Source organism: Mesorhizobium sp. Root695 (assembly GCF_001428185.1).
GTDB lineage: Bacteria > Pseudomonadota > Alphaproteobacteria > Rhizobiales > Rhizobiaceae > Mesorhizobium.
Map to the genome: position 1 here is coordinate 14,308 of NZ_LMHO01000005.1, position 22,023 is coordinate 36,330.

The 22,023-nt window shown below is 62.3% G+C and carries 20 protein-coding genes, 1 tRNA gene and 1 riboswitch; of the genes, 11 read left to right on the top strand and 10 right to left on the bottom strand.

Annotation, left to right across the window (positions count from 1 at the left end):
• The first annotated feature begins 14 nt into the window (after window positions 1-14).
• Together ASD99_RS06895 and ASD99_RS06900 are read left to right on the top strand one after the other, a co-directional pair.
• Window positions 15-1,505 (top strand): hypothetical protein, encoded by a 1,491-nt coding sequence (locus ASD99_RS06895; RefSeq protein WP_057143110.1) that lies wholly within the window; start codon window positions 15-17, stop codon window positions 1,503-1,505.
• 74 nt (window positions 1,506-1,579) lie between these two features.
• Window positions 1,580-1,653: transfer RNA gene (locus ASD99_RS06900), tRNA-Gly, on the top strand.
• A gap of 2 nt (window positions 1,654-1,655) precedes the next feature.
• Here the strand turns inward: ASD99_RS06900 and ASD99_RS06905 are convergent.
• On the bottom strand, window positions 1,656-1,892 hold the full coding sequence (locus ASD99_RS06905; protein ID WP_057143178.1) for a hypothetical protein: 237 nt from the start codon (window positions 1,890-1,892) through the stop codon (window positions 1,656-1,658).
• A 196-nt stretch (window positions 1,893-2,088) separates the two neighbouring features.
• Window positions 2,089-3,078 carry a LysR family transcriptional regulator gene (locus ASD99_RS06910; protein ID WP_056588289.1) on the bottom strand — a complete coding sequence of 330 codons (990 nt, stop codon included), beginning with the start codon at window positions 3,076-3,078 and terminating at the stop codon, window positions 2,089-2,091.
• A gap of 313 nt (window positions 3,079-3,391) precedes the next feature.
• Between ASD99_RS06910 and chvE the strand changes: the two genes are divergently transcribed.
• The 5 genes from chvE (at window position 3,392) to ASD99_RS06935 (ending at window position 9,082) form a co-directional block, all read left to right on the top strand.
• Complete coding sequence (gene chvE, locus ASD99_RS06915; RefSeq protein WP_056588292.1) at window positions 3,392-4,462, top strand: multiple monosaccharide ABC transporter substrate-binding protein; 1,071 nt, start codon at window positions 3,392-3,394, stop codon at window positions 4,460-4,462.
• Window positions 4,463-4,584: 122 nt separating this feature from the next.
• Entirely contained in the window at window positions 4,585-6,117 is a 1,533-nt protein-coding gene (gene mmsA / locus ASD99_RS06920; RefSeq protein ID WP_056588295.1) for a multiple monosaccharide ABC transporter ATP-binding protein, read from the top strand.
• Window positions 6,114-7,406 (top strand): multiple monosaccharide ABC transporter permease, encoded by a 1,293-nt coding sequence (mmsB, locus tag ASD99_RS06925; RefSeq protein WP_056588298.1) that lies wholly within the window; start codon window positions 6,114-6,116, stop codon window positions 7,404-7,406. The genes mmsA and mmsB overlap by 4 nt, the downstream gene beginning before the upstream one ends.
• Window positions 7,407-7,612: 206 nt before the next feature.
• Window positions 7,613-8,605, top strand: a complete 993-nt coding sequence (gene araD1, locus ASD99_RS06930) for an AraD1 family protein (protein WP_056588415.1) — start codon at window positions 7,613-7,615, stop codon at window positions 8,603-8,605.
• 63 nt (window positions 8,606-8,668) lie between these two features.
• Window positions 8,669-9,082 (top strand): hypothetical protein, encoded by a 414-nt coding sequence (locus ASD99_RS06935; protein WP_156388937.1) that lies wholly within the window; start codon window positions 8,669-8,671, stop codon window positions 9,080-9,082.
• A gap of 21 nt (window positions 9,083-9,103) precedes the next feature.
• Here the strand turns inward: ASD99_RS06935 and ASD99_RS06940 are convergent, their stop codons facing one another.
• Window positions 9,104-10,198, bottom strand: a complete 1,095-nt coding sequence (locus tag ASD99_RS06940) for a 2'-deoxycytidine 5'-triphosphate deaminase (protein ID WP_056588305.1) — start codon at window positions 10,196-10,198, stop codon at window positions 9,104-9,106.
• Between the two features lie 78 nt (window positions 10,199-10,276).
• A riboswitch (SAM riboswitch) is annotated at window positions 10,277-10,354 on the top strand.
• Window positions 10,355-10,411: 57 nt separating this feature from the next.
• Here ASD99_RS06940 and ASD99_RS06945 point away from each other — a divergent pair.
• Window positions 10,412-11,599, top strand: a complete 1,188-nt coding sequence (locus ASD99_RS06945) for an O-succinylhomoserine sulfhydrylase (RefSeq protein WP_057143111.1) — start codon at window positions 10,412-10,414, stop codon at window positions 11,597-11,599.
• A gap of 8 nt (window positions 11,600-11,607) precedes the next feature.
• Here the strand turns inward: ASD99_RS06945 and ASD99_RS06950 are convergent, their stop codons facing one another.
• A complete protein-coding gene (locus ASD99_RS06950) occupies window positions 11,608-12,759 on the bottom strand; it encodes a ceramide glucosyltransferase (RefSeq protein WP_057143112.1) in 1,152 nt (383 codons plus the stop codon).
• Window positions 12,760-13,004: 245 nt separating this feature from the next.
• Here ASD99_RS06950 and apaG point away from each other — a divergent pair, with 245 nt between their 5' ends.
• A complete protein-coding gene (gene apaG, locus ASD99_RS06955; protein ID WP_056588314.1) occupies window positions 13,005-13,397 on the top strand; it encodes a Co2+/Mg2+ efflux protein ApaG in 393 nt (130 codons plus the stop codon).
• Between the two features lie 38 nt (window positions 13,398-13,435).
• Here the strand turns inward: apaG and ASD99_RS06960 are convergent, their stop codons facing one another.
• The 3 genes from ASD99_RS06960 to ASD99_RS06970 form a co-directional block, all read right to left on the bottom strand.
• Complete coding sequence (locus tag ASD99_RS06960; protein WP_057143179.1) at window positions 13,436-14,443, bottom strand: Hsp33 family molecular chaperone; 1,008 nt, start codon at window positions 14,441-14,443, stop codon at window positions 13,436-13,438.
• A 119-nt stretch (window positions 14,444-14,562) separates the two neighbouring features.
• A complete protein-coding gene (argF, locus tag ASD99_RS06965) occupies window positions 14,563-15,474 on the bottom strand; it encodes an ornithine carbamoyltransferase (RefSeq protein WP_057143180.1) in 912 nt (303 codons plus the stop codon).
• A gap of 17 nt (window positions 15,475-15,491) precedes the next feature.
• Entirely contained in the window at window positions 15,492-16,691 is a 1,200-nt protein-coding gene (locus tag ASD99_RS06970; RefSeq protein ID WP_056588320.1) for an aspartate aminotransferase family protein, read from the bottom strand.
• Window positions 16,692-17,048: 357 nt separating this feature from the next.
• Here ASD99_RS06970 and ASD99_RS06975 point away from each other — a divergent pair, with 357 nt between their 5' ends.
• Window positions 17,049-17,567 (top strand): GcrA family cell cycle regulator, encoded by a 519-nt coding sequence (locus tag ASD99_RS06975; protein WP_056588322.1) that lies wholly within the window; start codon window positions 17,049-17,051, stop codon window positions 17,565-17,567.
• A gap of 95 nt (window positions 17,568-17,662) precedes the next feature.
• On the opposite strand, the gene ASD99_RS06980 is transcribed toward ASD99_RS06975, so the two are convergent.
• The 3 genes from ASD99_RS06980 to ASD99_RS06990 form a co-directional block, all read right to left on the bottom strand.
• The gene (locus ASD99_RS06980) at window positions 17,663-18,673 is read right to left on the bottom strand and encodes a magnesium and cobalt transport protein CorA (protein WP_057143113.1); all 1,011 of its coding nucleotides are present in this window, start codon (window positions 18,671-18,673) and stop codon (window positions 17,663-17,665) included.
• A gap of 92 nt (window positions 18,674-18,765) precedes the next feature.
• Window positions 18,766-19,491: a phosphate signaling complex protein PhoU gene (gene phoU / locus ASD99_RS06985; RefSeq protein WP_056588329.1), complete on the bottom strand. Its 726-nt coding sequence runs from the start codon at window positions 19,489-19,491 to the stop codon at window positions 18,766-18,768.
• Window positions 19,492-19,604: 113 nt separating this feature from the next.
• A complete protein-coding gene (locus ASD99_RS06990; protein ID WP_056588331.1) occupies window positions 19,605-20,870 on the bottom strand; it encodes an ATP-binding protein in 1,266 nt (421 codons plus the stop codon).
• Window positions 20,871-21,092: 222 nt separating this feature from the next.
• Here ASD99_RS06990 and ppk2 point away from each other — a divergent pair, with 222 nt between their 5' ends.
• Window positions 21,093-22,001, top strand: a complete 909-nt coding sequence (gene ppk2, locus ASD99_RS06995) for a polyphosphate kinase 2 (RefSeq protein WP_056588335.1) — start codon at window positions 21,093-21,095, stop codon at window positions 21,999-22,001.
• Window positions 22,002-22,023: the final 22 nt, after the last annotated feature.

Here is a 22,023-nt window from a genome sequence, read left to right on the forward strand (position 1 = left end):
CCTGGAGCCGCGACATGAACCAGACCGAGGCAATCTTGACGGCCACGCTGTCGATCGAGGACGCACAGCGCACCCGGCTGGTCTTCTGCCTGCTCGCGGCCTTGGCGATGGCGGGGGCACTGGCTGCCCAGGCCGGTGCCACCCTGCAGGATCCCGACAGCTGGTGGCAAGTCAAGGTCGGGTTGGATTTCCTGGCAAACCGGACATTTCCGACGGTCGACCCTTATTCCTACACGTTTGCCGGTCAGCCATGGATTGCCAAGGAATGGCTGGGGCAGGTTCTGCTGGCTCTTGCCTACCGGACAGGAGGCTGGAACGGGGTGGTCACTGTGATCATCACCTCGATTTCCCTGACGGTTTTCCTGATGGGGTGGTTTCTCAGCGCATGGCTGAAGCCGATCCTGGCGATTACACTGGCTTTCGCCGTGGTGTTCCTGATCAACCCGATCTTCACGGCGCGTCCGCATGTCTTCACGTTCCCGATCATCGTCATCTGGACGGAGATGCTCTTTCGTGCGGCACGGGAAGAACGGGCGCCGCCCTGGTGGCTGCTCGTGCTGGTCGTGTTGTGGGCGAACCTGCACGCCACCTTCACCTTGAGCTTCGTTATCGCGGCTTTCGCCGGTCTGGATCTGCTGGCGCGCACCGGCCTGTCAAAACCCGCCGTCCTGGCGAAATGGGTCGCATTCGGTCTGCTTTGCCCGCTGGTGAGCCTGATCCACCCCTATGGCGTCCAGGCCATCCTGGCGACCCTGACCGTGGCCTACGGCAATGAGGCTGTGCCGCTGATCATGGAATGGAAAGCATTCAATCAGCCGGATAACCCCGTCCAGGAAGTGGCGATGCTGCTGGGACTTTTCGGGCTTCTGGTGTCCCGGTTGCGAATTGGCTGGGCCAAGGCGTTGTTCGTCGTCTTCACCTTGCATGTCTATCTCGCCCATCTGCGTTTCATGTATCTGTTCTTCCTGCTGGTCCCCTTGGTGATCGCGGTCGAGGTCGCGCTGCAATACCCCTCACTTTCAGCCATCGCATGGCTGGCGGAAAAGCGCGACGGACCGGAAAAATTCTTCGCCAGGCGGTTCTACGCGATCTGCGGCGCGGCGGTCGTTTTGGTGATCGGCGCGGTCGCCGTGCTCGGCAGCGCCTATCAGGTCGCTCCGAGCCCGAAGACATCGGCCAGCGGGGCGCTGGCGTTCGCCGAAAGCCATCATCTGTCCGGCAATGTGCTGAATTCCTACAATTTCGGCGGCACGCTGATCTTCCACGGGATCAAGACCTATATCGATGGACGGACGGACCAGCTGTTTCTGGGCGGTTTCACAAAAACCGATGACGAGACGGGGCACAGCGACGGCAAACCGCTCCTCGAAGCCCGGCTGAAGAAATACGCAATCGGCTGGGCGCTGCTGTCGGCCGGCGACAGCCGCATCCCCTTCTTCGACCAGTTGGGCTGGAAGCGGGCCTATGCGGACGACTACGCGGTGATCTACCTCCCCGGCGCCTGATCCTGCCTGGCGCAGGCACGGGCGCCGCTTTGACGATTGCCCGAAGCCGGGCCATCATGGTATCGAGGGCTCACGCGGGTATGATGTAATGGTAGCTTGTCAGCTTCCCAAGCTGAACGCGAGGGTTCGATTCCCTCTACCCGCTCCAGCTTAAGGCGCTAGAGACATTTCAGCGCCTGCCTGTTCGTCGAACAAAACCGAGCAGCCTCGCGCAAGCGCTACCGTTGCGATGGCGTTTGCTACTACGTCATCCGACGAGACGAAATCGCCGGTCAGTACCCGCAATTCTTCCACGCTTTCAGCCATGGACACGAAATTCCCGACCGATCGATCGTGCTTGCAGGCCTCGACCACGTAAAGCAGATCGATGATTTCGAAGCTGCGCATGTTCAGCCTCCAGAAGAAAATCGTCCCTTGCAAGATCATGAACGCATCGGCAGGAAATAATGTTCCCGGCTCGCTTTCGCTAGCCTCTGCCTGGCGGCTCTTTCATGTACTTTGCGCGCCCCGTCGGCTGATTTCACCCTCGCGGCGGAGTCGATCGACGTATCTTGCCAGGCAGACGGCCCTACCCGAGCAGCCCTCATCCCACTTCCCTCAGAATGAAATCATGCAGCATCTTGGCGGCCGGCGACAACACGCGGTTCTTTACCGTGATCAGGCTGTAGGGCCTGACCTCGATGTCGAATTCGGTCTGGACGACGTCGATGGCGCCGGCCAGCCCGTCGGGATTCTGGATGAATTTCGCCACCTGCACCGAGACCGGCGCAATGGCATCGGACTGCGCGACCATGACCAGCGTCAGGAGCAGCGAGCTGGTGTTGAGGATGCGGTCCGGCAGAGCGATGTTGCGGTTGAGGAAATTGCTCTCCATCGCCTGGCGCAAGGGCGAGCCGCCCGACTGGAAGACCCAGTCATAGGCGGCGGTCTCTTCCAGCCGCACCGCCTTGCCCTTGGTGAGCGGATGCCCCCGTCGCACGATCAGGCAGGCCTTCTCGACGCCGATGACGCGCGACTCGAACAGCCGCGGATTGAGATCGTCGGGGATGCGCGCGATGATGAAATCATGGCGCGTGGCGATCAGCTCGCGCGCCAGCACGTTGGAGGTCTCGACCTGCATGGTGATCTCGATGCGCGGATAGATGCGGCGAATCTCGCGAATTGCCGGCACCGCCAGTTCGATCGCCGGCGCCGTCACCGCACCCAGGAACACCGAACCGCCCTTGCCCGCCTTGAGTTCGGAAATTTCGCGGTCGACCTCGCGCATCTCCAGCAGGATCGAGCGCGCGCGCCTGGCCAGTGCCTTGCCGTAAGGTGTCAAGGTGATGCCGCGCGGCAGTCTTTCGCACAGCTTGACCTCCAGCACCGCCTCCATCTCGCTGATCATGCGCGAGGCCGCCGGCTGCGAAATGTTCATCACCTGCGCCGCCGCGCTGACTCGGCCATGGTCGTCGAGCGCGACGATCATGCGCATGTGACGTAGGCTGAGACCGCTGCGCAGCAGAGTTTCGCCATCGCCTGGAATCTCTCTGTAACCATTTGAAACTGCAGTCGGATTCCCGATTGCCGCCATCGCTTTCCCTCTCTTCTGCTCGCGGAGGGGCCGGTATTGGATCAGCCCGTCACGTCGCAACACCATATACCAATTATGATATAGCAACTATCAAAGATCGCATTTGACAGTTATGGCAAAGAACCCCATTTTTCGCGCGTTCCGAGACGCGACGGTCGCTGACGAGAAAAATCGTATCGATTGAAATCAGTGCCTCGGGGCCATGGGAGGATACCGGAGATCGATATGACGGCAGCAGTGCCTTGGCGCTTCTGCACGATTGCGCGGCCCGCGACCCCCGGGGTGCCGCGTCCATCAACCAGGGAGAGTTACATTGAAAATCATCAAGACACTGGCCGCCGTCGCGGCCCTTGGCATCGCTGCCATGACCTACTCGGCGCATGCAGCCGACAAGGGTCTTGTCGGCGTGCTGATGCCGACCAAGACCTCGCAGCGCTGGATCAATGACGGCGACGCCGTCAAGTCCCAGCTCGAGGCTCTCGGCTACACTGTCGACCTGCAATACGCGCAGGACGACATCCCCAACCAGCTCAGCCAGCTGGAAAACGAAATCACGAAGGGCCCGAAGGCGCTGATCATCGCCTCGATCGACGGTACCACTTTGTCGGATGCGCTGCAGAAGGCCGCTGATGCGGGCGTCGTCGTCGTCGCCTATGACCGCCTGATCAAGAAGACCGCCAATGTCGACTACTACACCACTTTCGACAATTTCGGCGTCGGCGTGATCCAGGCGAATTCCCTGGTCAAGGGCCTCAAGGAGCGTTTCCCGAACACCAAGCCGTGGAACGTCGAACTGTTCGGCGGCTCGCCGGACGACAACAACGCCTTCTTCTTCTACAACGGTGCGATTTCCGTGCTGCAGCCGCTGATCGACGACGGCTCGATCAAGATCAAGTCGGGCCAGATGGGCATGGACAAGGTCGGCACGCTGCGTTGGCTCGCCGCCACCGCCCAGGCGCGCATGGACAATTTGCTGTCGGCCAACTATTCGGACGGCAGCCGCGTCGATGGCGTGCTGTCGCCCTATGATGGCCTGTCGCGCGGCATCACCGCCTCGCTGCGCGCTGTCGGTTACGGCACGGACGCACAGCCCTGGCCGATCGTGACCGGCCAGGATGCCGAAACCGCCTCGGTCAAGCTGATCATCACGGGCGAGCAGTACTCGACCGTGTTCAAGGACACCCGCGAACTGGCCAAGGCCACTGTCGAGCTCGTCGACAAGGTGCTCTCGGGTGGCAAGCCGGACGGCCTCGATGAAAAGACCTACAACAACGACGTCAAGGTCGTTCCTTCGATCCTCTTGACGCCGCATGAGGTCGACAAGTCGAACTACCAGGCACTGGTCGTCGACTCCGGCTACATCAAGGCCGACGAACTGAAGTAAATTCGGTTACAAAGTCAGGGGTCCTGCGCAACGCAGGGCCCCTTTTCGTTCACCAGCGAGCCCGGTATTGTTACCGACCTCGCCGGCAGTGTTTGCCGACCTCGCAAGGAGCGGTAGTCCCCATGGCCTCGACGATTTTGGAGATGCGCGACATCACCAAGACGTTCCCCGGCGTGAAGGCGCTTTCGAACGTCAACCTCAGCGTCGAGGAAGGCGAGATTCATGCCGTGGTCGGCGAGAACGGCGCCGGCAAGTCGACGCTGATGAAGGTGCTGTCGGGCGTCTATCCCACAGGCACCTATGACGGCCAGATCATCTTTCAGGGCCAGGAATGCCACTTCAAAGGCATCCATGACAGCGAACACAAGGGCATCGTCATCATCCACCAGGAGCTTGCCCTGGTGCCGATGCTGTCGATTGCCGAAAACATCTTCCTCGGCAACGAACACGCGAAATTCGGCATCATCGACTGGGACGCCAACGAGGCGCGCACCAGCGCCCTGTTGAAGAAGGTGGGCCTCAAGGAGGACCCCAAGACGCTGATCACCAATATCGGCGTCGGCAAGCAGCAGCTGGTCGAGATCGCCAAGGCGTTGAGCAAGGAAGTCAAGCTCTTGATCCTCGACGAGCCTACGGCATCGCTCAGCGAAAAGGACAGCCAGGCGCTGCTCGACCTGCTGCTCGAATTCAAGCGGCAAGGCATGACCTCGATCCTGATCTCGCACAAGCTCAACGAGGTGAACCGGGTTGCCGACAAGGTCACCGTGATCCGTGACGGGCGCACTATCGAGACGCTGGCCAAGAAGGACATCTCGGAAGATCGCATCATCACCTCGATGGTCGGCCGTTCGCTCGACGACCGCTATCCGCCGCGCGAGCCTGACATCGGCGAGGTCGTGTTCGAAGTGAAGAACTGGTCGGTCTATCATCCGCTCCATGCCGAGCGACACGTCATCAAGGGCATCGACATCAACGTGCGCAAGGGCGAGGTGGTGGGCATTGCCGGGTTGATGGGCGCCGGCCGCACCGAATTCGCCATGAGCATGTTCGGCCGTTCCTATGGCCGCCGTATCACCGGCGAGGTGCTGCTCAAGGGCAAGCCGATCGATGTTTCCTCGGTGAGCAAGGCGGTCGAACACGGAATCGCCTACGTGACCGAGGATCGCAAGACCTACGGCCTCAACCTCATCGACCATATCAAGCACAACATCACGCTGGCCAATCTCGGCGGCGTCTCGCGCCACAGCGTGATCGACGACATGCGCGAACTCAGCGTGGCCAACGACTATCGCAAGAAGACCAATATCCGCGCTTCCAGCGTCTATCAGATGACCGGCAATCTTTCCGGCGGCAACCAGCAGAAGGTGGTGCTGTCGAAATGGCTGTTCGCGGACCCCGAAGTGCTGATCCTCGACGAGCCGACGCGCGGCATCGATGTCGGCGCCAAGTACGAAATCTACACGATCATCGCCCGGCTTGCCGCCGAAGGTAAGGCGATCGTGGTCATTTCGTCGGAAATGCCAGAACTGCTCGGCATCACCGACCGTATCTATGTCATGAACGAAGGACGCATAGTCGGAGAAATGCCCGCGGCGGACGCAAGCCAGGAAAAAATAATGCGCGCCATCGTTCGGGGAGAAGGAAAAGCAGCATGAGCACGGAAAGCGCCCCCGCCCCGCAAAGCAAAGTCGCCGAAGACGTGCCGCAGCGTCCACGCATCGCCGTCTCGGCGCTGGCGACGAACCTGCGCGAATACGGCCTGATACTGGCGCTGATCGCCATCATGGTGTTCTTCCAGTTCACCACCTCCGGAACGCTGTTCAAGCCAGTGAACCTGAGCAATCTGGTGCAGCAGAACTCGTTCATCATCGTGATGGCGCTGGGCATGTTGCTGGTCATCGTCTCGGGCCATATCGACCTCAGCGTCGGCTCCGTCGCCGGCTTCATCGGCGCACTGGCGGCGATGATGATGGTCATCTGGCCGCTCGGCCCGTTCAGCAATCCGCTGGTGGTGTCGATCATTTGCCTCATCGTGGGCGGCGCGATCGGCGCCGCGCAAGGCTACTGGATCGCCTATCACCGAATACCGAGCTTCATCGTCACGCTGGCCGGCATGCTGATCTTCCGCGGCATCTGCCAGGCGCTGCTGGGCGGCGGTTCCTCGGTGGGCCCACTGCCCGATGGCTTCAAGGCGCTCAGCTCCGGCTTCATCCCGGATGTCATTGGGCCACTGACGCTTATCCCGCCGACGGTTAACGCGGCCGGCAAGACCATCATGGGCAGCGGCCTGACCCTCCACATGACGACGATCGTGCTGGGCCTGATCGCTGTGCTGGCCTACGCCTATTTCGGGCTGAGGACGCGACGCAAACGCGAACGCCATGGCTACGAGGCCGAACCCTTTACCCTGTTCGTCATCAAGACGCTGGTCGGCAGCGCGCTGGCGCTGTTCCTGGTCTACCAGTTCGCCAGTTACAGGGGCCTGCCGGTGGTGCTGCTCGTCATGGGCGTGCTGATTTCGCTGTTCGTCTTCGTCACCAAGCGCATGACTATCGGCCGCCGCATCTATGCAATGGGCGGCAATGCCAAGGCAGCGCAGCTGTCGGGCATCAAGACCGAGCGGCTGACGCTGATGGTGTTCGTCAATATGGGCGTTCTGTCGGCGCTTGGCGGCCTGATCATCGCGGCCCGCCTTGGGCAGGCGGTGCCGGCCGCGGGCCTCGGCAGCGAGCTCGACGTGATCGCTGCCGTCTTCATCGGCGGCGCCTCGGCGATGGGCGGTGTCGGCCAGGTCATCGGCGCGGTGGTCGGCGGCTTCATCATGGGCGTCATGAACAACGGCATGTCGATCATGGGTGTCAATGTCGACTGGCAGCAGGTGGTCAAAGGCCTGGTGCTGCTCGGTGCCGTGATCTTCGACGTGTACAACAAGAACAAGGCTTGAACAGACTTTAGTCGAGGCAAGCAGGAGGCATACGATCGCGGCGCTGCCGGCAAACCCGCCGGCGTAAAGAAGTCCCCTGAGGGACCAGGCCCGCGAGCGCAATCCGAACGGAGAATATCAACCGTGGCATGGACGACGTCCCGGCCGCGCTGAGCAAGGTTTGCTGTTTTGGCAGCCCTGCCAAGGCAAATGAGAGAGGATTTATCATGCTGATCTCCCAGATCCTTGACGACGCCGAGACCATCCGCGTCGTTGCCCGCAACGGCGGCAAGACCCGGATCATAAACGGCGCCCGCAGCGTCTATTCGCTGGCGATGGAGGCTGCCCGCACCGGCGTCGGCCTCGCCGCGCTGATCGAACGCAAGGGGCTCGGCGAAACGGTCGATCTCGAAGCGGCCTACAAGAAAGGGCGGCTGCTGTCGCCGATCAACCATCCCGACCCGGCGCATCTGCACCTGACCGGCACCGGACTGACGCATCTCGGCTCAGCCGCGACACGCGACTCCATGCACAAGAAGCTCAGTGCCGATGGCGAGGAGCAGCTAACCGATTCCATGAAGATGTTCCGCATGGGGCTGGAGGGCGGCAAGCCCGCGAAAGGCCAGATCGGCGTGCAGCCGGAATGGTTCTACAAGGGCAACGGCACGATGGCGGTGGCGCCAGGTGCCGCACTCCTGTCACCGGCTTTCGCCAAGGACGCCGGGGAAGAGCCCGAAGTGGCCGGCATCTATGTCATCGGCGACGACGGCGCGCCCTTCCGCGTCGGCTTCACGCTGTCGAACGAATTCTCGGACCATGTGACCGAGCGCGTGAACTATCTCTTCCTGGCCCATTCCAAGCTGCGCAATGCTTCGTTCGGCCCGGAAATCCTGATCGGCGACCTGCCTTCCGATATCCGTGGCACCTCGCGCATCGTGCGCGACAGCGAGGTGTTGTGGGAAAAGCCGTTCCTGTCCGGCGAAGCGAACATGTCGCACACAATCGCCAATCTTGAGCATCACCACTTCAAATACGCGGCCTTCCGCCAGCCGGGCGACGTGCATGTGCATATGTTCGGTACGGCGACGCTGTCCTTCGCCGACGGCATCAAGACCGAGGCCGGCGACGTGTTCGAGATCGAAGCCGGAGATTTCGGCCTGCCGCTACGCAACCCGCTTGAGATCGAAAAGCCGGTGAAGGTGGAGGTGAAGGCCCTGTGAGCTAGCGCAGAATTGGGACGAGGAATGAACCGGATACGGCTTGGCATTGCATTCATCGGCCTGGTGCTTGCCTTTGCCTGTTTCTCCTCGACGGCCTACAGCGCGGCGCGCTGCAGCCCGGCATCCTATCGCGAAGCCCGGTCGGCAATGACCAGCCAGCTTCTGGCTACCGGTTACTCGAAGACGCAGGTCGGCTTTCTGATGCGCAATGCGAACCGCATGACATCGGAGATGCGCGCCGACAAGCTCAACGAGAAAGCCAAAGCCTGCGGCATCGAGTCTGCACGGGCCTATGTCCTTGAATGCCTCGACAAGCAGTTGTTCCCGTTGAAATACGGCACAAGCGCGTCGCTCGACGACGAGAAACAGACCAAGGGATTTTGGGGCAAAAAGCGCCTGACGGTGCGCGAGCTGCTCTTTATCGGTGAGTTCCACGCCTGCCTCGGCGCCGCGAAGGAATATCTCTTTCGCGGCTGACACCAGCCTCGGCGGCGAGGATTAGCGCGCCGCTCTAAAATGCTTGGAGAGTTTCAGGCCCTGCGCCTGGTAATTGGAGCCGAGATCGGTGCCGTAGAGTGCCTGCGGCCGCTTCAGCATATGCTCGTAAACCAGCCTGCCGACGATCTGGCCATGGTCGAGGATGAACGGCACTTCGTGGCTGCGCACCTCGAGCACCGCCCGGCTGCCGGTGCCACCGGACGCCGAATGGCCGAAGCCCGGATCGAAGAAGCCGGCGTAGTGGACGCGGAATTCGCCGACCAGCGGATCAAAGGGCGTCATCTCGGCGGCATAGAGCGGCGGCACATGCACCGCTTCCTGGCTGACGAGGATGTAGAATTCGTCGGGATCGAGCACCAGCTCGCCGGCGCCGCTCTTGTGGATCGGCTCCCAGAAGTCGACGACCTCCTGTGCCGCGCGCTTGTCGACATCGACGAGGCCGGTGTGATGCTTGCCGCGATAGCCGACCAGGCCGTTCTGATCGCCATTGAGGTCGATCGACAGCGCGATGCCGCCGCCGGAAATGTTCGGCGGCTCGGTGGCGACCAGCATCTCGGCGCGATGCAATTCATACAGCTCGGCTTCCGAGAGCAGCGCATTGCCGGTGCGGAAACGGACCTGCGACAGCCGCGAGCCGGTGCGGACGACGATCGGGAAGGTGCGCGGGCTGACCTCCAGATAGAGCGGACCATGATAGCCGGCGGCGATCTTGTCGAACTCGTGGCCGCGATCGGTCATGACACGGGTGAAGATGTCGAGCCGCCCGGTCGAGCTCTTCGGATTGGCCGAGGCCGAAATGTCTGCCGGCAATGCCAGGCTTTCAAGCAAGGGCACGATGTAGACGCAGCCGGTCTCCAGCACCGCGCCCTCGGCAAGATCGATTTCGTGCAACTGCAGCCGATCGAGTTTTTCCGAAACCTTGTGGTTGGGGCCGGGCAGGAAGGAGGCACGCACCCGCCAGGCCTTGTCGCCGAGCCTGAGATCAAGACTGGCGGGCTGGATCTGGCCGGCATCGAGCGCGCGCGTCGACTTCAGCGCGCCGGACTGGAACAGCGCCGAGATGTCCTGATCGGGAAGAATGCCTGTCTGCCGCAAGGCTCCGCTCCTTAGCCGCTGGTACAAACCTCTTAATGAAGCCGGCAATTGACGCAAGCGTGGCGCGGGTCTAAAGGGTCGTTATCCCGTGGTGATTTGGCCGGTCGGCTTGCAGCCACGTTAAACAAGTCGCTAAAGGACCGTCGGGCCGCAAGGCCGTATGGACCGGTTGCGACTTTCGCGGCCGGTTTTTTTGTGTCTGGAAGAAGAGCGATGAGCACCAATAAGCGCAACTGGAAGCCTCAGACAGCACTCGTGCACAGCGGAACGCTGCGTTCCGGTTTCGGCGAAACGTCTGAAGCGATTTACCTCACCCAGGGCTATGTCTACGAAACGGCGCAGGCCGCCGAAGCCCGTTTCAAGGGTGAGGAGCCGGGCTTCATCTATTCGCGCTACGCCAATCCGACCGTCGATATGTTCGAGAAGCGCATGTGCGCACTCGAAGGTGCGGAAGACGCCCGCGCCACCGCGTCCGGCATGGCCGCGGTGACGGCTGCGCTTCTGTGCAGCGCCAAGGGCGGCGACCATATCGTGGCGGCGCGTGCGCTGTTCGGCTCGTGCCGCTGGGTGGTCGAGACGCTTGCGCCGAGATACGGCATCGAGGCGACGCTGGTCGACGGCACCGACATCGCCAACTGGGAAAAGGCGGTCAAGCCGAACACCAAGCTGTTCTTCCTGGAAAGCCCGACCAACCCAACGCTGGAAGTGGTCGATATCGCCGCCGTCGCTTCGCTTGCCAATTCGATAGGCGCCAGGCTGATCGTCGACAATGTTTTCGCCACGCCCCTGCAGCAGAAGCCCTTGCAACTCGGCGCCCACATCGTCGTCTATTCGGCGACCAAGCATATCGATGGCCAGGGTCGCTGTCTCGGCGGCGTCATCCTGTCGGACAAGAAGTGGATCGATGAGAACCTGCATGACTATTTCCGCCACACCGGTCCCAGCCTGTCGCCCTTCAACGCCTGGACGCTGCTGAAGGGCCTGGAAACGCTGCCGCTGCGGGTGCGCCAGCAGACAGAAAGCGCAGGCCGGATCGCTGACTTCCTGGCCGAGCGGCCGGAAATCGCCCGTGTCATCTATCCCGGGCGGGCCGACCACCCGCAGGCCGATATCGTCAAGAAGCAGATGTCGGGCGGCTCGACGCTGATCTGCCTCGACGTCAAGGGCGGCAAGCAGGCGGCCTTCGCCTTGCAGAACGCGCTCGACATTGTGCTGATCTCCAACAATCTCGGCGACGCCAAGAGCCTGATCACCCACCCGGCGACAACGACGCACAAGAATCTGAGTGACGAGGCGCGCGCCGAACTCGGCATTGGGGCGGGCACGCTTAGACTGTCGGTCGGCCTGGAGGACACCAACGATCTGCTAGAGGACATCGCGCAGGCTCTGAAGGCCAAATAAGAGGGCTTTCAGGCGCCGGACGGCGTCTCTTCCAGCTCGGCCGCCTTGGTGCCGATGGTCATCGCATTGCCGCGCCAGTCGACGGCGCCGCCGAGCCAGCCGCGCGCCCACATTGCCGGCAGGATCAGGTCGCGCGCGATGATCGCGGCAACCATGCGTGGCGACAGGTACCAGCCCTTGGACCAGGCCAGGGCGCACTCGGGAAGATAGAAGGCGGCCAATACGGCAATTGCGGTTGCCCAGAGGCTGACGCCGGCACTTGCCGCCGCAAGCAGCGCAAGCGCCAGCGGCACCACAGCTCCGGTCAGGATTTCGGGCGCGAAGAACAGCGGGAAGGTGACGCGGCGCAGGCGCGCCCAGCGGGCCTGACGCGACCAGATCTCGTCAAACGTGCGCCGGCCGAGCGGCTGCTCGAAGGGCGCGGCGACGAGATTGACTCGCAGGCCGAGGCCATTGACCAGCTTGGTCGCGGCGGCATCCTCGGCGATCTCGGCCGCCAGCGCGCGGATGCCGCCATTGGCGTCGAGCATCGGCTTGTTCCAGAGCATGCTCTTGCCCTGGGCAAAGCCAAGGCCGAGTGCCTCGCCGGCATATTGCCAGCGCGCCTGCAGCGTGTTGAGGAAAGCGCATTCGACTTCAGCCCAGAAACCGGCCGGCCGCGAGCCTATCGGCGTCGAGCAGACAAGGCCGGTATCCGGCCGCCATGCAGCCATCAGGTGCTGGACGTAATCCCTCGGCATCAGCACGTTGGAATCGGCCAGGGCAACCCAGTCGTGCCGCGCGGCCTCCCAGCCCTTGACGCAATTGTTGAGTTTCGGATTGGCGCTGATGCGGTCGTCGCCGACCAGAAGCCGGGCCGGCACCTTCGGGAACCGGGCAATTGCCCTGTTTATCAGTTTGACCACCGGGTCGTCGGCATGGGCAACGCAGAAGATCAGCTCGTAGTGCGGCCAGTCGAGCGAGAAGGCACGTTCCAGCGTCTCGCGCGTGAACGGCTCGACGCCACGCGACGGCACGACAATCGACACTGGCCGCGGCTTGCCGGCCGGCGGCGCGATAATGCGGCGCCGTTTCAGACGTGAAGCGGCAAGCACGATGCTGGCGAGATTTGAGAGGATAAGGGCAGTCGAAAGCGCGGCGGCTATGAGAGTGAGTTCCATCGAGATCCGGTCACTCCAGAAAACCGGTCCGCCAGAACAATCTGGCTGGCAGGACGACCGATTTCAACAGTTCGACAGAGCGCCCGAGTCGCGCGGCACTGGTCGGCGCACACCATCATTGTCATGTGTCACTTAAATGACATTCTTTGCCGCCACCTGCCGTTCGATCGGCAATGAAGGGACGCGCACCGTTGACCAGCCTGCAACGAGCGCCGAGAGTTACCGGATTGTTTTTGGAGCCGCTTATGTACAGCGCCGTCACGCGCAACATCGAAGTGCAGGTCAGGCCGTTCTATCTGGAGGATCGCTCGAATCCCTCAGAGAACCGCTATGTCTGGGGCTATCAGATAACGATCGACAATCAGTCGGACGATTTCGTTCAGCTTTTGTCGCGCTATTGGCACATCACCGACGGCACCGGCCGGGTCGAGGAGGTTCGCGGCGCCGGCGTCGTCGGCGACCAGCCCGAACTCAATCCCGGCGACAGCTACCAATACACGTCCGGTTGCCCGCTCTCGACGCCGTCCGGCATCATGGTCGGGCACTACACGATGCGAAACAAGCGGGGCGAGACGTTCGACATCGCCATCCCGGCGTTTTCACTCGATCTGCCGGGAACGCGGCGGACGGTGAATTAGCGTCCTTCTCCCCGTGAACGGGGAGAAGGGAGACTTTCCTACTGAGCCGCAAATTCCGCTGGGTCGAAGTCATATTGCTTCGAGCAGAATTCGCAGGCGACGTGGATGCCGCCGTCCTCGGTGCTGTCCTTGATCTCCTGCGCGGAAAAACCCTCGAGGATGCCGCGGATCTTGTCCCGGGAACACGAGCACTGGTCGGCGACCGGAACGCCGCCGAAGACGCGAACGCCGTGCTCGTGGAACAGCCTGTAGAGCAGCCGCTCGGCGCCGATCGTCGGGTCGATCAGTTCGGTCGGCTCGATGGTGCCGAGCAGGGCCAGCAACTCCTGCCAGGAATTGTCGGCCGGATCGTCGATCTCCTCGCGCGGATAGCCATCGCCACCCGGCAGGTCCGGCACGCGCATGCGCTCGGGCGACTGCGGCAGGAACTGCGCCAGGATGCCGCCGGCGCGCCACTGCTCGCGGGCGCCACCGGGGCCGGGCGTCAGCAGCTTGGCCACCGACAGCCTGAGATCGGTCGGGATCTGCTCCGACTGACGGAAATAGGTGCGTGCCGCATCTTCCAGCGTCTCGCCATCGAGCTGGACGATACCCTGATAGCGCTGCGTATGAGCGCCTTGGTCAATGGTGAGCGCCAGCACGCCGCTGCCGAGCAGGGTCTGCTGCGATGTTTCGCCTGCCGCGACCAGCGCCTCCAGCCGGTCGGCATCGAAACGCGCATAGGCGCGCAATGCCGAGGGCGTGGAAAAATCCGCGACCAGCATGTCAACAGGCCCGTCGGTGCGAGTCTGCAGGATGAATTTGCCTTCGAACTTCAGCGAGGTGCCGAGCAGCACGGTCAGCACACAGGCTTCCGCCAGCAGGCGGGCGACCGGCTCGGGATAATCGTGGCGGCTGAGGATGGCGTCGAGCATCGGCCCGAGCTGGACGGTGCGGCCGCGCACGTCGAGCGGGCCGACCTCGAACGGCACGACGTGATCGTCGCCGGCGTAGCCGAATTCGCCGAGTTTGGGGTGATGTTCAGTCACTTGATAGGTTTTCAACATGACAAAGCTCCAGAGCGCGGCCAAGCCGCCCTCTCGGGAGCATGCCTCGAAACGCGCTTGATTTGCGTGATGCGGCGCAAATAGGCATCACACCTCCGCAGATCAAGCTCCCAGACACTTCATGCGCCAAGACACCAGGCGAGCACGGCCTTCTGGGCATGGAGCCGGTTCTCGGCCTCGTCGAAGACCACCGAATGCGGTCCGTCGATGACCTCGTCGGTCACCTCCTCGCCGCGGTGCGCCGGCAGGCAGTGCATGAACAGCGCGTCAGGCTTGGCTCTCGCCATCAACTTGGCGTTGACCTGATAGGGCGAGAACACGTTGTGGCCGCGGGCGCGATGCTCCTGGCCCATCGACACCCAGCAATCCGTGACGATGCAGTCGGCCTGGTCGACGGCTTCCTCGGGGGAGCGGGTGAAGTGCAGCTTGCCGCCATGTGCCTGCGACCAGTCGATACGCTTCTGCGCCGGCTCACTGCCCTCGGGCACGGCGACGTTGAGGTTGAAGCGGAACCGGGCCGAGGCCTCGAGCAGCGAATGCAGCACATTGTTGCCGTCGCCGGTCCAGGCGATGGTCTTGCCGGCGACCGGACCGCGATGCTCCTCGAAGGTCATGATATCGGCCATCAGCTGGCAGGGATGGGTGTCGTCGGTCAGTCCGTTGATCACCGGCACGGTGGCGTTCTCGGTCAGTTCCAACAGCCGCTCATGCGAGGTGGTGCGGATCATGATTGCGTCGACATAGCGCGAAAGCACCTTGGCGGTGTCAGCGATGGTCTCGGAACGACCGAGTTGCATCTCGGTGCCGGTCAGCATGATGGTCTCGCCGCCAAGCTGGCGCATGCCGACGTCGAAAGACACGCGCGTGCGCGTCGACGGCTTGTCGAAGATCATTGCCAGCACCTTACCTTCGAGCGGCTTGGTCCGCTCGCCGGCCTTAAGACGGGCCTTTCGCACCACCGCGTCGTCCAGCATGAAGCGCAGGTCGCCTTCGGAAACGGCGGAAAGATCGGTGAAATGGCGAACTGACATCAGCAATGGTTCCGGGATTACTTCGCGGCGGCGGAGGCGATCGCCTCCGCCAGGCCCTTGGCGCCGGCGCGTATGCGCTTGAGCGCTTCGTGGATCTCGGCATCGGTGACGGTGAGCGGCGGCAGCAGGCGAATGACGTTGTCGCCAGCCGGCACCGCCAGCAGGTGCTGGTCACGCAGCGCCATGTTCACCTTGGTGTTGGGCATGGCGCATTTGAGGCCGAGCATGAGCCCCGCGCCCCTGATGTCCTCGATGACCTCGGGAAACTCGTCGGCAACCGACGCAAGCCCCTGCTTCAGCAGCAGCGCCTTGCGTTGGACATCTTCGAGGAAGCCGTCTTCCAGCACGACATCGAGCACGGCGTTGCCGACAGCCATGGCCAGCGGGTTACCGCCGAATGTGGTGCCATGCACGCCCGCGGTCATGCCAACGGCCGCTTCATCCGTGGCAAGGCAGGCGCCCATCGGGAAGCCGCCACCAATGCCCTTGGCGATCGCCATGATGTCTGGCGTAACCCCTGACCATTCATGCGCGAACAGCTTGCCGGTGCGGCCGATGCCGCACTGGACCTCGTCGAAGATCAACAGCAGGCCGTGCTGCTCGCACAATTGCCTGAGCCGCTTCAGCGATTGCGTCGGCACCGGACGGATACCGCCCTCGCCCTGCACCGGCTCGATCAGGATGGCGGCCGTCTCCGGCGTAATCGCCTTTTCGGCGGCGTCGATGTCGTCGAAACCGACCTGATCGAAACCTTCGACCTTGGGGCCGAAGCCTTCAAGATATTTGTACTGGCCGCCGGCCGCGATGGTTGCCAGCGTGCGGCCATGGAAGGCGCCTTCGAAGGTGATGACGCGGAAGCGCTCGGGGTGTCCGTTGACGAACTGGTAGCGGCGCGCCGTCTTGATTGCGCATTCCAGCGCCTCGGCGCCCGAATTGGTGAAGAACACCTTGTCGGCGAAGGTGGCGTCGACCAGCCGCTCGCCGAGCCGGCTCTGCCCCGGAATCTCATAGAGATTGGAAACATGCCAGAGCTTGGCGGCCTGCTCGGTGAGTGCGGTGACCAAATGCGGATGGCTGTGGCCGAGCGAGTTTACGGCGATGCCGCCGGCAAAATCGAGATATCGCTCGCCCTTGTCGGTAATCAGCCAGGTGCCTTCCCCGCGGTCGAAGGCCAGGGGTGCGCGAGCAAAGGTCTCGTAAAGCGCCGAACCGCTCATTATATGCGTCTCCGGTACCGGAAAATCAAAAAAGCCGCCAAAGCGGCGGCCTTTGCGGCTTATCGTGTTTTTCGGCCATGAAGTCAACGAAAACGTCGCGTAGTGGCGCGCGGCAAGCCCCCTGACAGGACGCCGGCTCATAAGCGACCGGGCAAGTTGGGGAAAACCGAAAAAACCGATTCGTGTTGCACTTGGGACTCTTGTCACCGAGTCAGCGCATAGAGTAGTTGTAGTCGAGAAATAACTAGATTTCGTGCGGCGGACCTAATCACCAGATATATGTGGTGTCTGCCCCGGCAAATATTGCCGGGTCGGGAAGGGATTCCGATTGCCGCACGCTTAGAGGAGCGCGGTCTCATGAACTGGACTGACGAGCGGGTAGAACTTCTCAGGAAACTTTGGTCGGAGGGTCTGAGCGCAAGCCAGATTGCTGCACAGCTTGGAGGGGTCAGCCGCAATGCGGTCATCGGCAAGGTGCACCGGCTGAAACTGTCGGGCCGCGGACGCTCGACCGCCACGCCGGCACGCCAGAAGAAGGCGGCGCAAGGATCGACCGTTCAGAAATCGGTATCGCGCGCCGCAACGGCCACGCGCCATGTCACGACATCGATCGGCGCGACAGCCTTGCAGACGCAGTTCGACGCCGAACCGGTGGCACGCCACTACATCCGCCCGGTCGAGAATGTCGTGTTGCCGATCTCGCGGCACCTGCAACTCGTCGAGCTGACCGAGCGGACCTGCAAATGGCCGAACGGCGATCCGCTGTCCGAGGACTTCCATTTCTGCGGCAACGATGCCGCCGAAACCGGTCCCTACTGCAAATACCACGCTCGCGTGGCGTTCCAGCCGGCATCGGAGCGGCGGCGGAGTCGCTGAGCGAATAGCGAATCGAAACGGCTTGGCGTCTGTGAGGAAGCAAGCCGTTTTTGTGTTCGCTATTCGCTACCTCCCTATTTGCTATTCGCTCTCTTTCACAGCCACCCATTCTTGCGAAAGCGCCAATACAGAAACGCGCAGATCAGCGCGATCGTGGCCAGCACCATCGGGTAGCCGTATTCCATCTTCAGTTCCGGCATGTCGCTGAAGTTCATGCCGTAGATGCCGGCGAATGCCGTCGGCACCGCCAGGATGGCGGCCCATGAGGCAAGCTTCTTGGAGATCGCCGTTTCCTGACTCTGGCCGACCAGAAGGCTGGCTTCGAAAGCGAATGCCAGCACCTCGCGCAGGCTGTCGATCTTCTCCTGCACGGTGCGGATGTGATCGGTGACGTCGCGAAACAGCGGGTGCATGGCCGTATGGATCTGCGGCAGGTCGGCGCTGGTCAGCCGTCGGCAGACTTCGACCAGCGGCAGCGCTGCGTTGCGCAGGCGCAAGAGATCGCGGCGCAGCATATAGAGCCGCTCGATGTCGGGACCGGTCATCGGCTTCAGCAGAACCCTGTCCTCGATCACCTCGACTTCGTCGTCGATCTGCTCGAGCACCGGCATATAATTGTCGACGATGAAATCGAGAATGGCGTAGAGGACGAAATCCTCGCCTTTGGCCAGCGAATGCGGGCAGCTTTCCCAGTGCTGGCGAACGGCGGCATAGGAGGTGGACGGGCCATGCCTGACGCTGACGATGTAGCCGCTGCCGACAAACAAATGGGTCTCGCCAAAGGTGACCCGGCCGTCGATCAGCTGCGCGGTGCGGGCGACGATGAACAGGGCATCGCCATATTGCTCGATCTTCGGCCGCTGGTGCGGGTGCTCGGCATCCTCGATCGCCAGTTCATGCAGGTGAAACTGCGCCTGAACGCGCAGCAACAGGTTGCGGTCGGGCTCGAGCAGGCCAATCCAGACGACATGTCCGGATTTTTTTGCCCATTCGCCGGCTTCCTCGATGGGGATGTCGGCGATGCGGCGCCCGGCCGTGTAGACGCCGCAAGCGATAATGCCGGATGTCGGCGCAGACGCCGGGGTCAGGTTCCGAACATTTTCCATCACAACCTCCCGAAGCAAAATCCACGGACGAGGATAGAGGTAAAGCTCGGAAAGCTTAGCGTAATTCGGGTGACGGTTCGAGAGGCGGCTGTTCACTTCACCGGCAGCGTCTCGGAAAGACCGATCTTGTCGGTCTTGTCGCCCTTGGGTCGCTCGGCCGGCAACTGCTCGCCGGTGACGATGTAGTAGATGGTCTCGGCGATGTTGGTGGCGTGGTCGCCGATGCGCTCGATGTTCTTGGCGCAGAACAGCAGATGCGTGCACGGCGTGATGTTGCGCGGATCTTCCATCATGTAGGTCAGCAATTCGCGAAACAGCGATGTGTACATGGCGTCGATCTGGTCGTCGCGGTCGCGCACGAAGCCGATTTTCTCCACCGAGCGAGACGCGTAGACGTCGAGCACTTCCTTGAGCTGGGTCAGCGCCAGGTTGGCCAGGGCCTCGAGGCCGCGGAACAGGCTCGTCGGCTGGCGTCCGTCGGTGACGGCGACCACTCGCTTGGCAACGTTCTTGCCGAGATCGCCGACCCGTTCGAGGTCGGCGGAAATACGGATCGCGCCGACGATCTCGCGCAAGTCCGTCGCCATCGGCTGGCGCCTGGCGATGATGATGATCGCCTTGTCGTCGATTTCGCGCTGACCCTCATCCAGCACGGCATCATCGCGTATGACCTTTTGGGCGAGGCCAGGGTCGGCGTTGACGAGAGCGGCAACCGCCTGTTCAACCATGCGCTCGGCATGGCCGCCCATGGCCGCGATGCGCTTCGACAGATATTTCAGCTCCTCGTCATAGGCGCTCATAGTATGCACGGACTGCATGATAAAATGCCTTCCCACGGGTGTTTTGACTTTGAGTCGTTCCTCGAATCCCCGCTGATACGCTAGCCGGATGACAGAAAAAAGAAACGGTCAGGTGGAAAACTAGGGCGATTTCAGTGCGTCGGCAAATGAACCGAGAAGGCGGCGCCCTGACCGACCTCGGACTTGATCGAAAGCCTGGCGTTGTGGCGCGTCAGGATATGCTTGACGATCGACAGGCCAAGGCCGGTGCCCTTCTGGGTGCGGCTGGTCTCGACATCGACGCGGTAGAAGCGCTCGGTGATGCGCGGAATGTGCTCCTCGGGAATGCCGGGGCCAAAATCCCGGATGGTCACGTCGATGCCGGGTTCCGAGCCGGCATCGCTGTGCGCGATCGACACCACGACGCGCCCGCCCGACTGCCCGTATTTGCAGGCGTTTTCCAGAAGATTCTCGAACACCTGGAAAAGCTCGTCGCGATCGCCCGGCACATCAAGCGGCCCATCGGCATAGTCCCGCTCGATGACAACGCTGTTTTCCCTGGCGAGCGGTCCAAGCGAATCGATGACGCTGTCGACGGTCTCGCGCAGATCGACCTCGGTTCCCGGCTTCAGATAAGGCTTCATCTCGAGCCGCGACAGCGACAACAAATCATCGATCAGACGCGCCATACGACCGGTCTGGCTCTGCATGATCTGCAGGAACTGATCGCGCGCCGCCGGGTCGTTGCGGGCCGGCCCGCGCAGCGTTTCGATAAAGCCGGCGATGGAGGCGAGCGGCGTGCGCAGTTCGTGGCTGGCATTGGCGATGAAGTCGGCGCGCATGCGGTCGATCCTGCGCGCTTCGCTCTGGTCCTTGAACACCAGCACATAGAGATCGGTGGCGTGGCCGACCGAGGAGGCGCTCACCCGGTAAGCCCGTTCGACCGGCAGCTTTTCCGTATAGTCGATGACATCGGAAGCGACGTCGCCCGACAGCACGCCGTCCAGCAGAGCCTGCATTTCCGGCGCCCGGAACTTCAACGACAGCGACATGCCCGGCGCGATCCCGCCGAAGGCGGCGAAAGCGGCGGCATTGGCATGCACGATGATGGCGGTCCGGTCGAAGATGATCAGCGGATCGGCGACGGCGGCCGCAAGATATTCACCGGAGAGCCGCTGCAAGCCGATGGCCTCTATGGCGGCGCCGCTCTCGGCGGATTGGCGCGCGCCGGCCACCGGCAGCATTGCCGCGGCAAACAGCAAGAGCAGCGCCGCGAGGACGACATAGGCTGAAATCGCGGCCAGAGCATAAACAACGACGACCGCGACTATGCCGGCCGCAAGCAGCCAGTGGCTGTTCCACAGCCGTGTGGCTATGGTTTGCGCGATGCCTCTCTGCTCTGCGTCCAGGTCAGTCATTCGCTCGCGGGTCCGCACCCCATGCCTTCGCACCCGGCCGCACGGTGACGGAAACTTCCGCTGGACCGGTTGCCGCATGCCCCCGAAAATCGGGAATCGATTTTCGCAAAGGATCATGCGCAAATCAAAAGTGCTACAGCGTCCTTTGCGCGTCCAAACGGACGCGCGGGCTGTAGTGGCTCCCAATAGCATGAGTCCGGAAGCTGGAAAGGGTTCGTCTTGATGAAAAAAGCCAAGGAAAGTTCTGCCGCGCCGACTTCGGGGCCGCTGAAGATCAGGATCGATGGCAAGGAGCGGGAGTTCGACATCGAAAACCCCGTGCTTCCCGACTGGGTCGAGGACAACAAGTTGACCGCCGGCGGCTATCCCTACGACAAGAAGATGAGAAGCAACGAGTATGACGAGACGCTCGAAAAATTGCAGATCGAGCTGGTCAAGGCGCAGGCCTGGCTGCAGTCGACCGGCAAACGGGTGATGGCGCTGTTCGAGGGCCGCGACGCTGCCGGCAAGGGCGGCACGATCTTCGTGGTGCGCCAGTACCTCAACCCGCGCACGGCGCGCAACGTGGCGCTGACCAAGCCGACCCCGACCGAGCAGGGGCAATGGTACTACCAGCGCTATGCCGACCATTTCCCGACATCCGGAGAATTCGTCACCTTCGATCGATCCTGGTACAACCGCGCCGGCGTCGAGCCGGTGATGGGTTTCTGCACGCCCCAACAGCACGAGCAGTTTCTTGAGGAGACGCCGCATTTCGAACGGATGATCTCCAACGAGGGCATCCACTTCTTCAAATTCTGGCTGAACATCGGCCGGGAAACGCAGCTCGAGCGCTTTCACGACCGCCGCTACAGCCCGCTGAAGAGCTGGAAGTTCTCGCCGATCGACGTTGCCGGCATTACCAAGTGGGACGATTACACCGAGGTGCGCGACACCATGTTCGAGCGCACTCACAAGGAGTTCGCGCCGTGGATCATCGTGCGGGCCAATGACAAGCGACGCGCGCGGCTGGCGGTCATGCAGCGCATCCTGTTGTCGCTGCCCTATGACGGGCGCGATCTCGACGTGATCGGCAAGGAGGACAAGAAGATCATCGGCGAAGGGCCGTCATTCCTCGGCAAGCAGGATTGACGCTTCCGCGCCGCGCGGCCAA

Coding starts and splice junctions, on each gene's coding strand:
- ASD99_RS06895 (WP_057143110.1), top strand. CDS start 15: ATGAACCAGACCGAGGCAATCTTGACGGCCACGCTGTCGATCGAGGAC.
- ASD99_RS06905 (WP_057143178.1), bottom strand. CDS start 1,892: ATGCGCAGCTTCGAAATCATCGATCTGCTTTACGTGGTCGAGGCCTGC.
- ASD99_RS06910 (WP_056588289.1), bottom strand. CDS start 3,078: ATGGCGGCAATCGGGAATCCGACTGCAGTTTCAAATGGTTACAGAGAG.
- mmsA (WP_056588295.1), top strand. CDS start 4,585: ATGGCCTCGACGATTTTGGAGATGCGCGACATCACCAAGACGTTCCCC.
- mmsB (WP_056588298.1), top strand. CDS start 6,114: ATGAGCACGGAAAGCGCCCCCGCCCCGCAAAGCAAAGTCGCCGAAGAC.
- araD1 (WP_056588415.1), top strand. CDS start 7,613: ATGCTGATCTCCCAGATCCTTGACGACGCCGAGACCATCCGCGTCGTT.
- ASD99_RS06945 (WP_057143111.1), top strand. CDS start 10,412: ATGAGCACCAATAAGCGCAACTGGAAGCCTCAGACAGCACTCGTGCAC.
- ASD99_RS06950 (WP_057143112.1), bottom strand. CDS start 12,759: ATGGAACTCACTCTCATAGCCGCCGCGCTTTCGACTGCCCTTATCCTC.
- apaG (WP_056588314.1), top strand. CDS start 13,005: ATGTACAGCGCCGTCACGCGCAACATCGAAGTGCAGGTCAGGCCGTTC.
- ASD99_RS06960 (WP_057143179.1), bottom strand. CDS start 14,443: ATGTTGAAAACCTATCAAGTGACTGAACATCACCCCAAACTCGGCGAA.
- argF (WP_057143180.1), bottom strand. CDS start 15,474: ATGTCAGTTCGCCATTTCACCGATCTTTCCGCCGTTTCCGAAGGCGAC.
- ASD99_RS06970 (WP_056588320.1), bottom strand. CDS start 16,691: ATGAGCGGTTCGGCGCTTTACGAGACCTTTGCTCGCGCACCCCTGGCC.
- ASD99_RS06975 (WP_056588322.1), top strand. CDS start 17,049: ATGAACTGGACTGACGAGCGGGTAGAACTTCTCAGGAAACTTTGGTCG.
- ASD99_RS06980 (WP_057143113.1), bottom strand. CDS start 18,673: ATGGAAAATGTTCGGAACCTGACCCCGGCGTCTGCGCCGACATCCGGC.
- phoU (WP_056588329.1), bottom strand. CDS start 19,491: ATGCAGTCCGTGCATACTATGAGCGCCTATGACGAGGAGCTGAAATAT.
- ASD99_RS06990 (WP_056588331.1), bottom strand. CDS start 20,870: ATGACTGACCTGGACGCAGAGCAGAGAGGCATCGCGCAAACCATAGCC.
- ppk2 (WP_056588335.1), top strand. CDS start 21,093: ATGAAAAAAGCCAAGGAAAGTTCTGCCGCGCCGACTTCGGGGCCGCTG.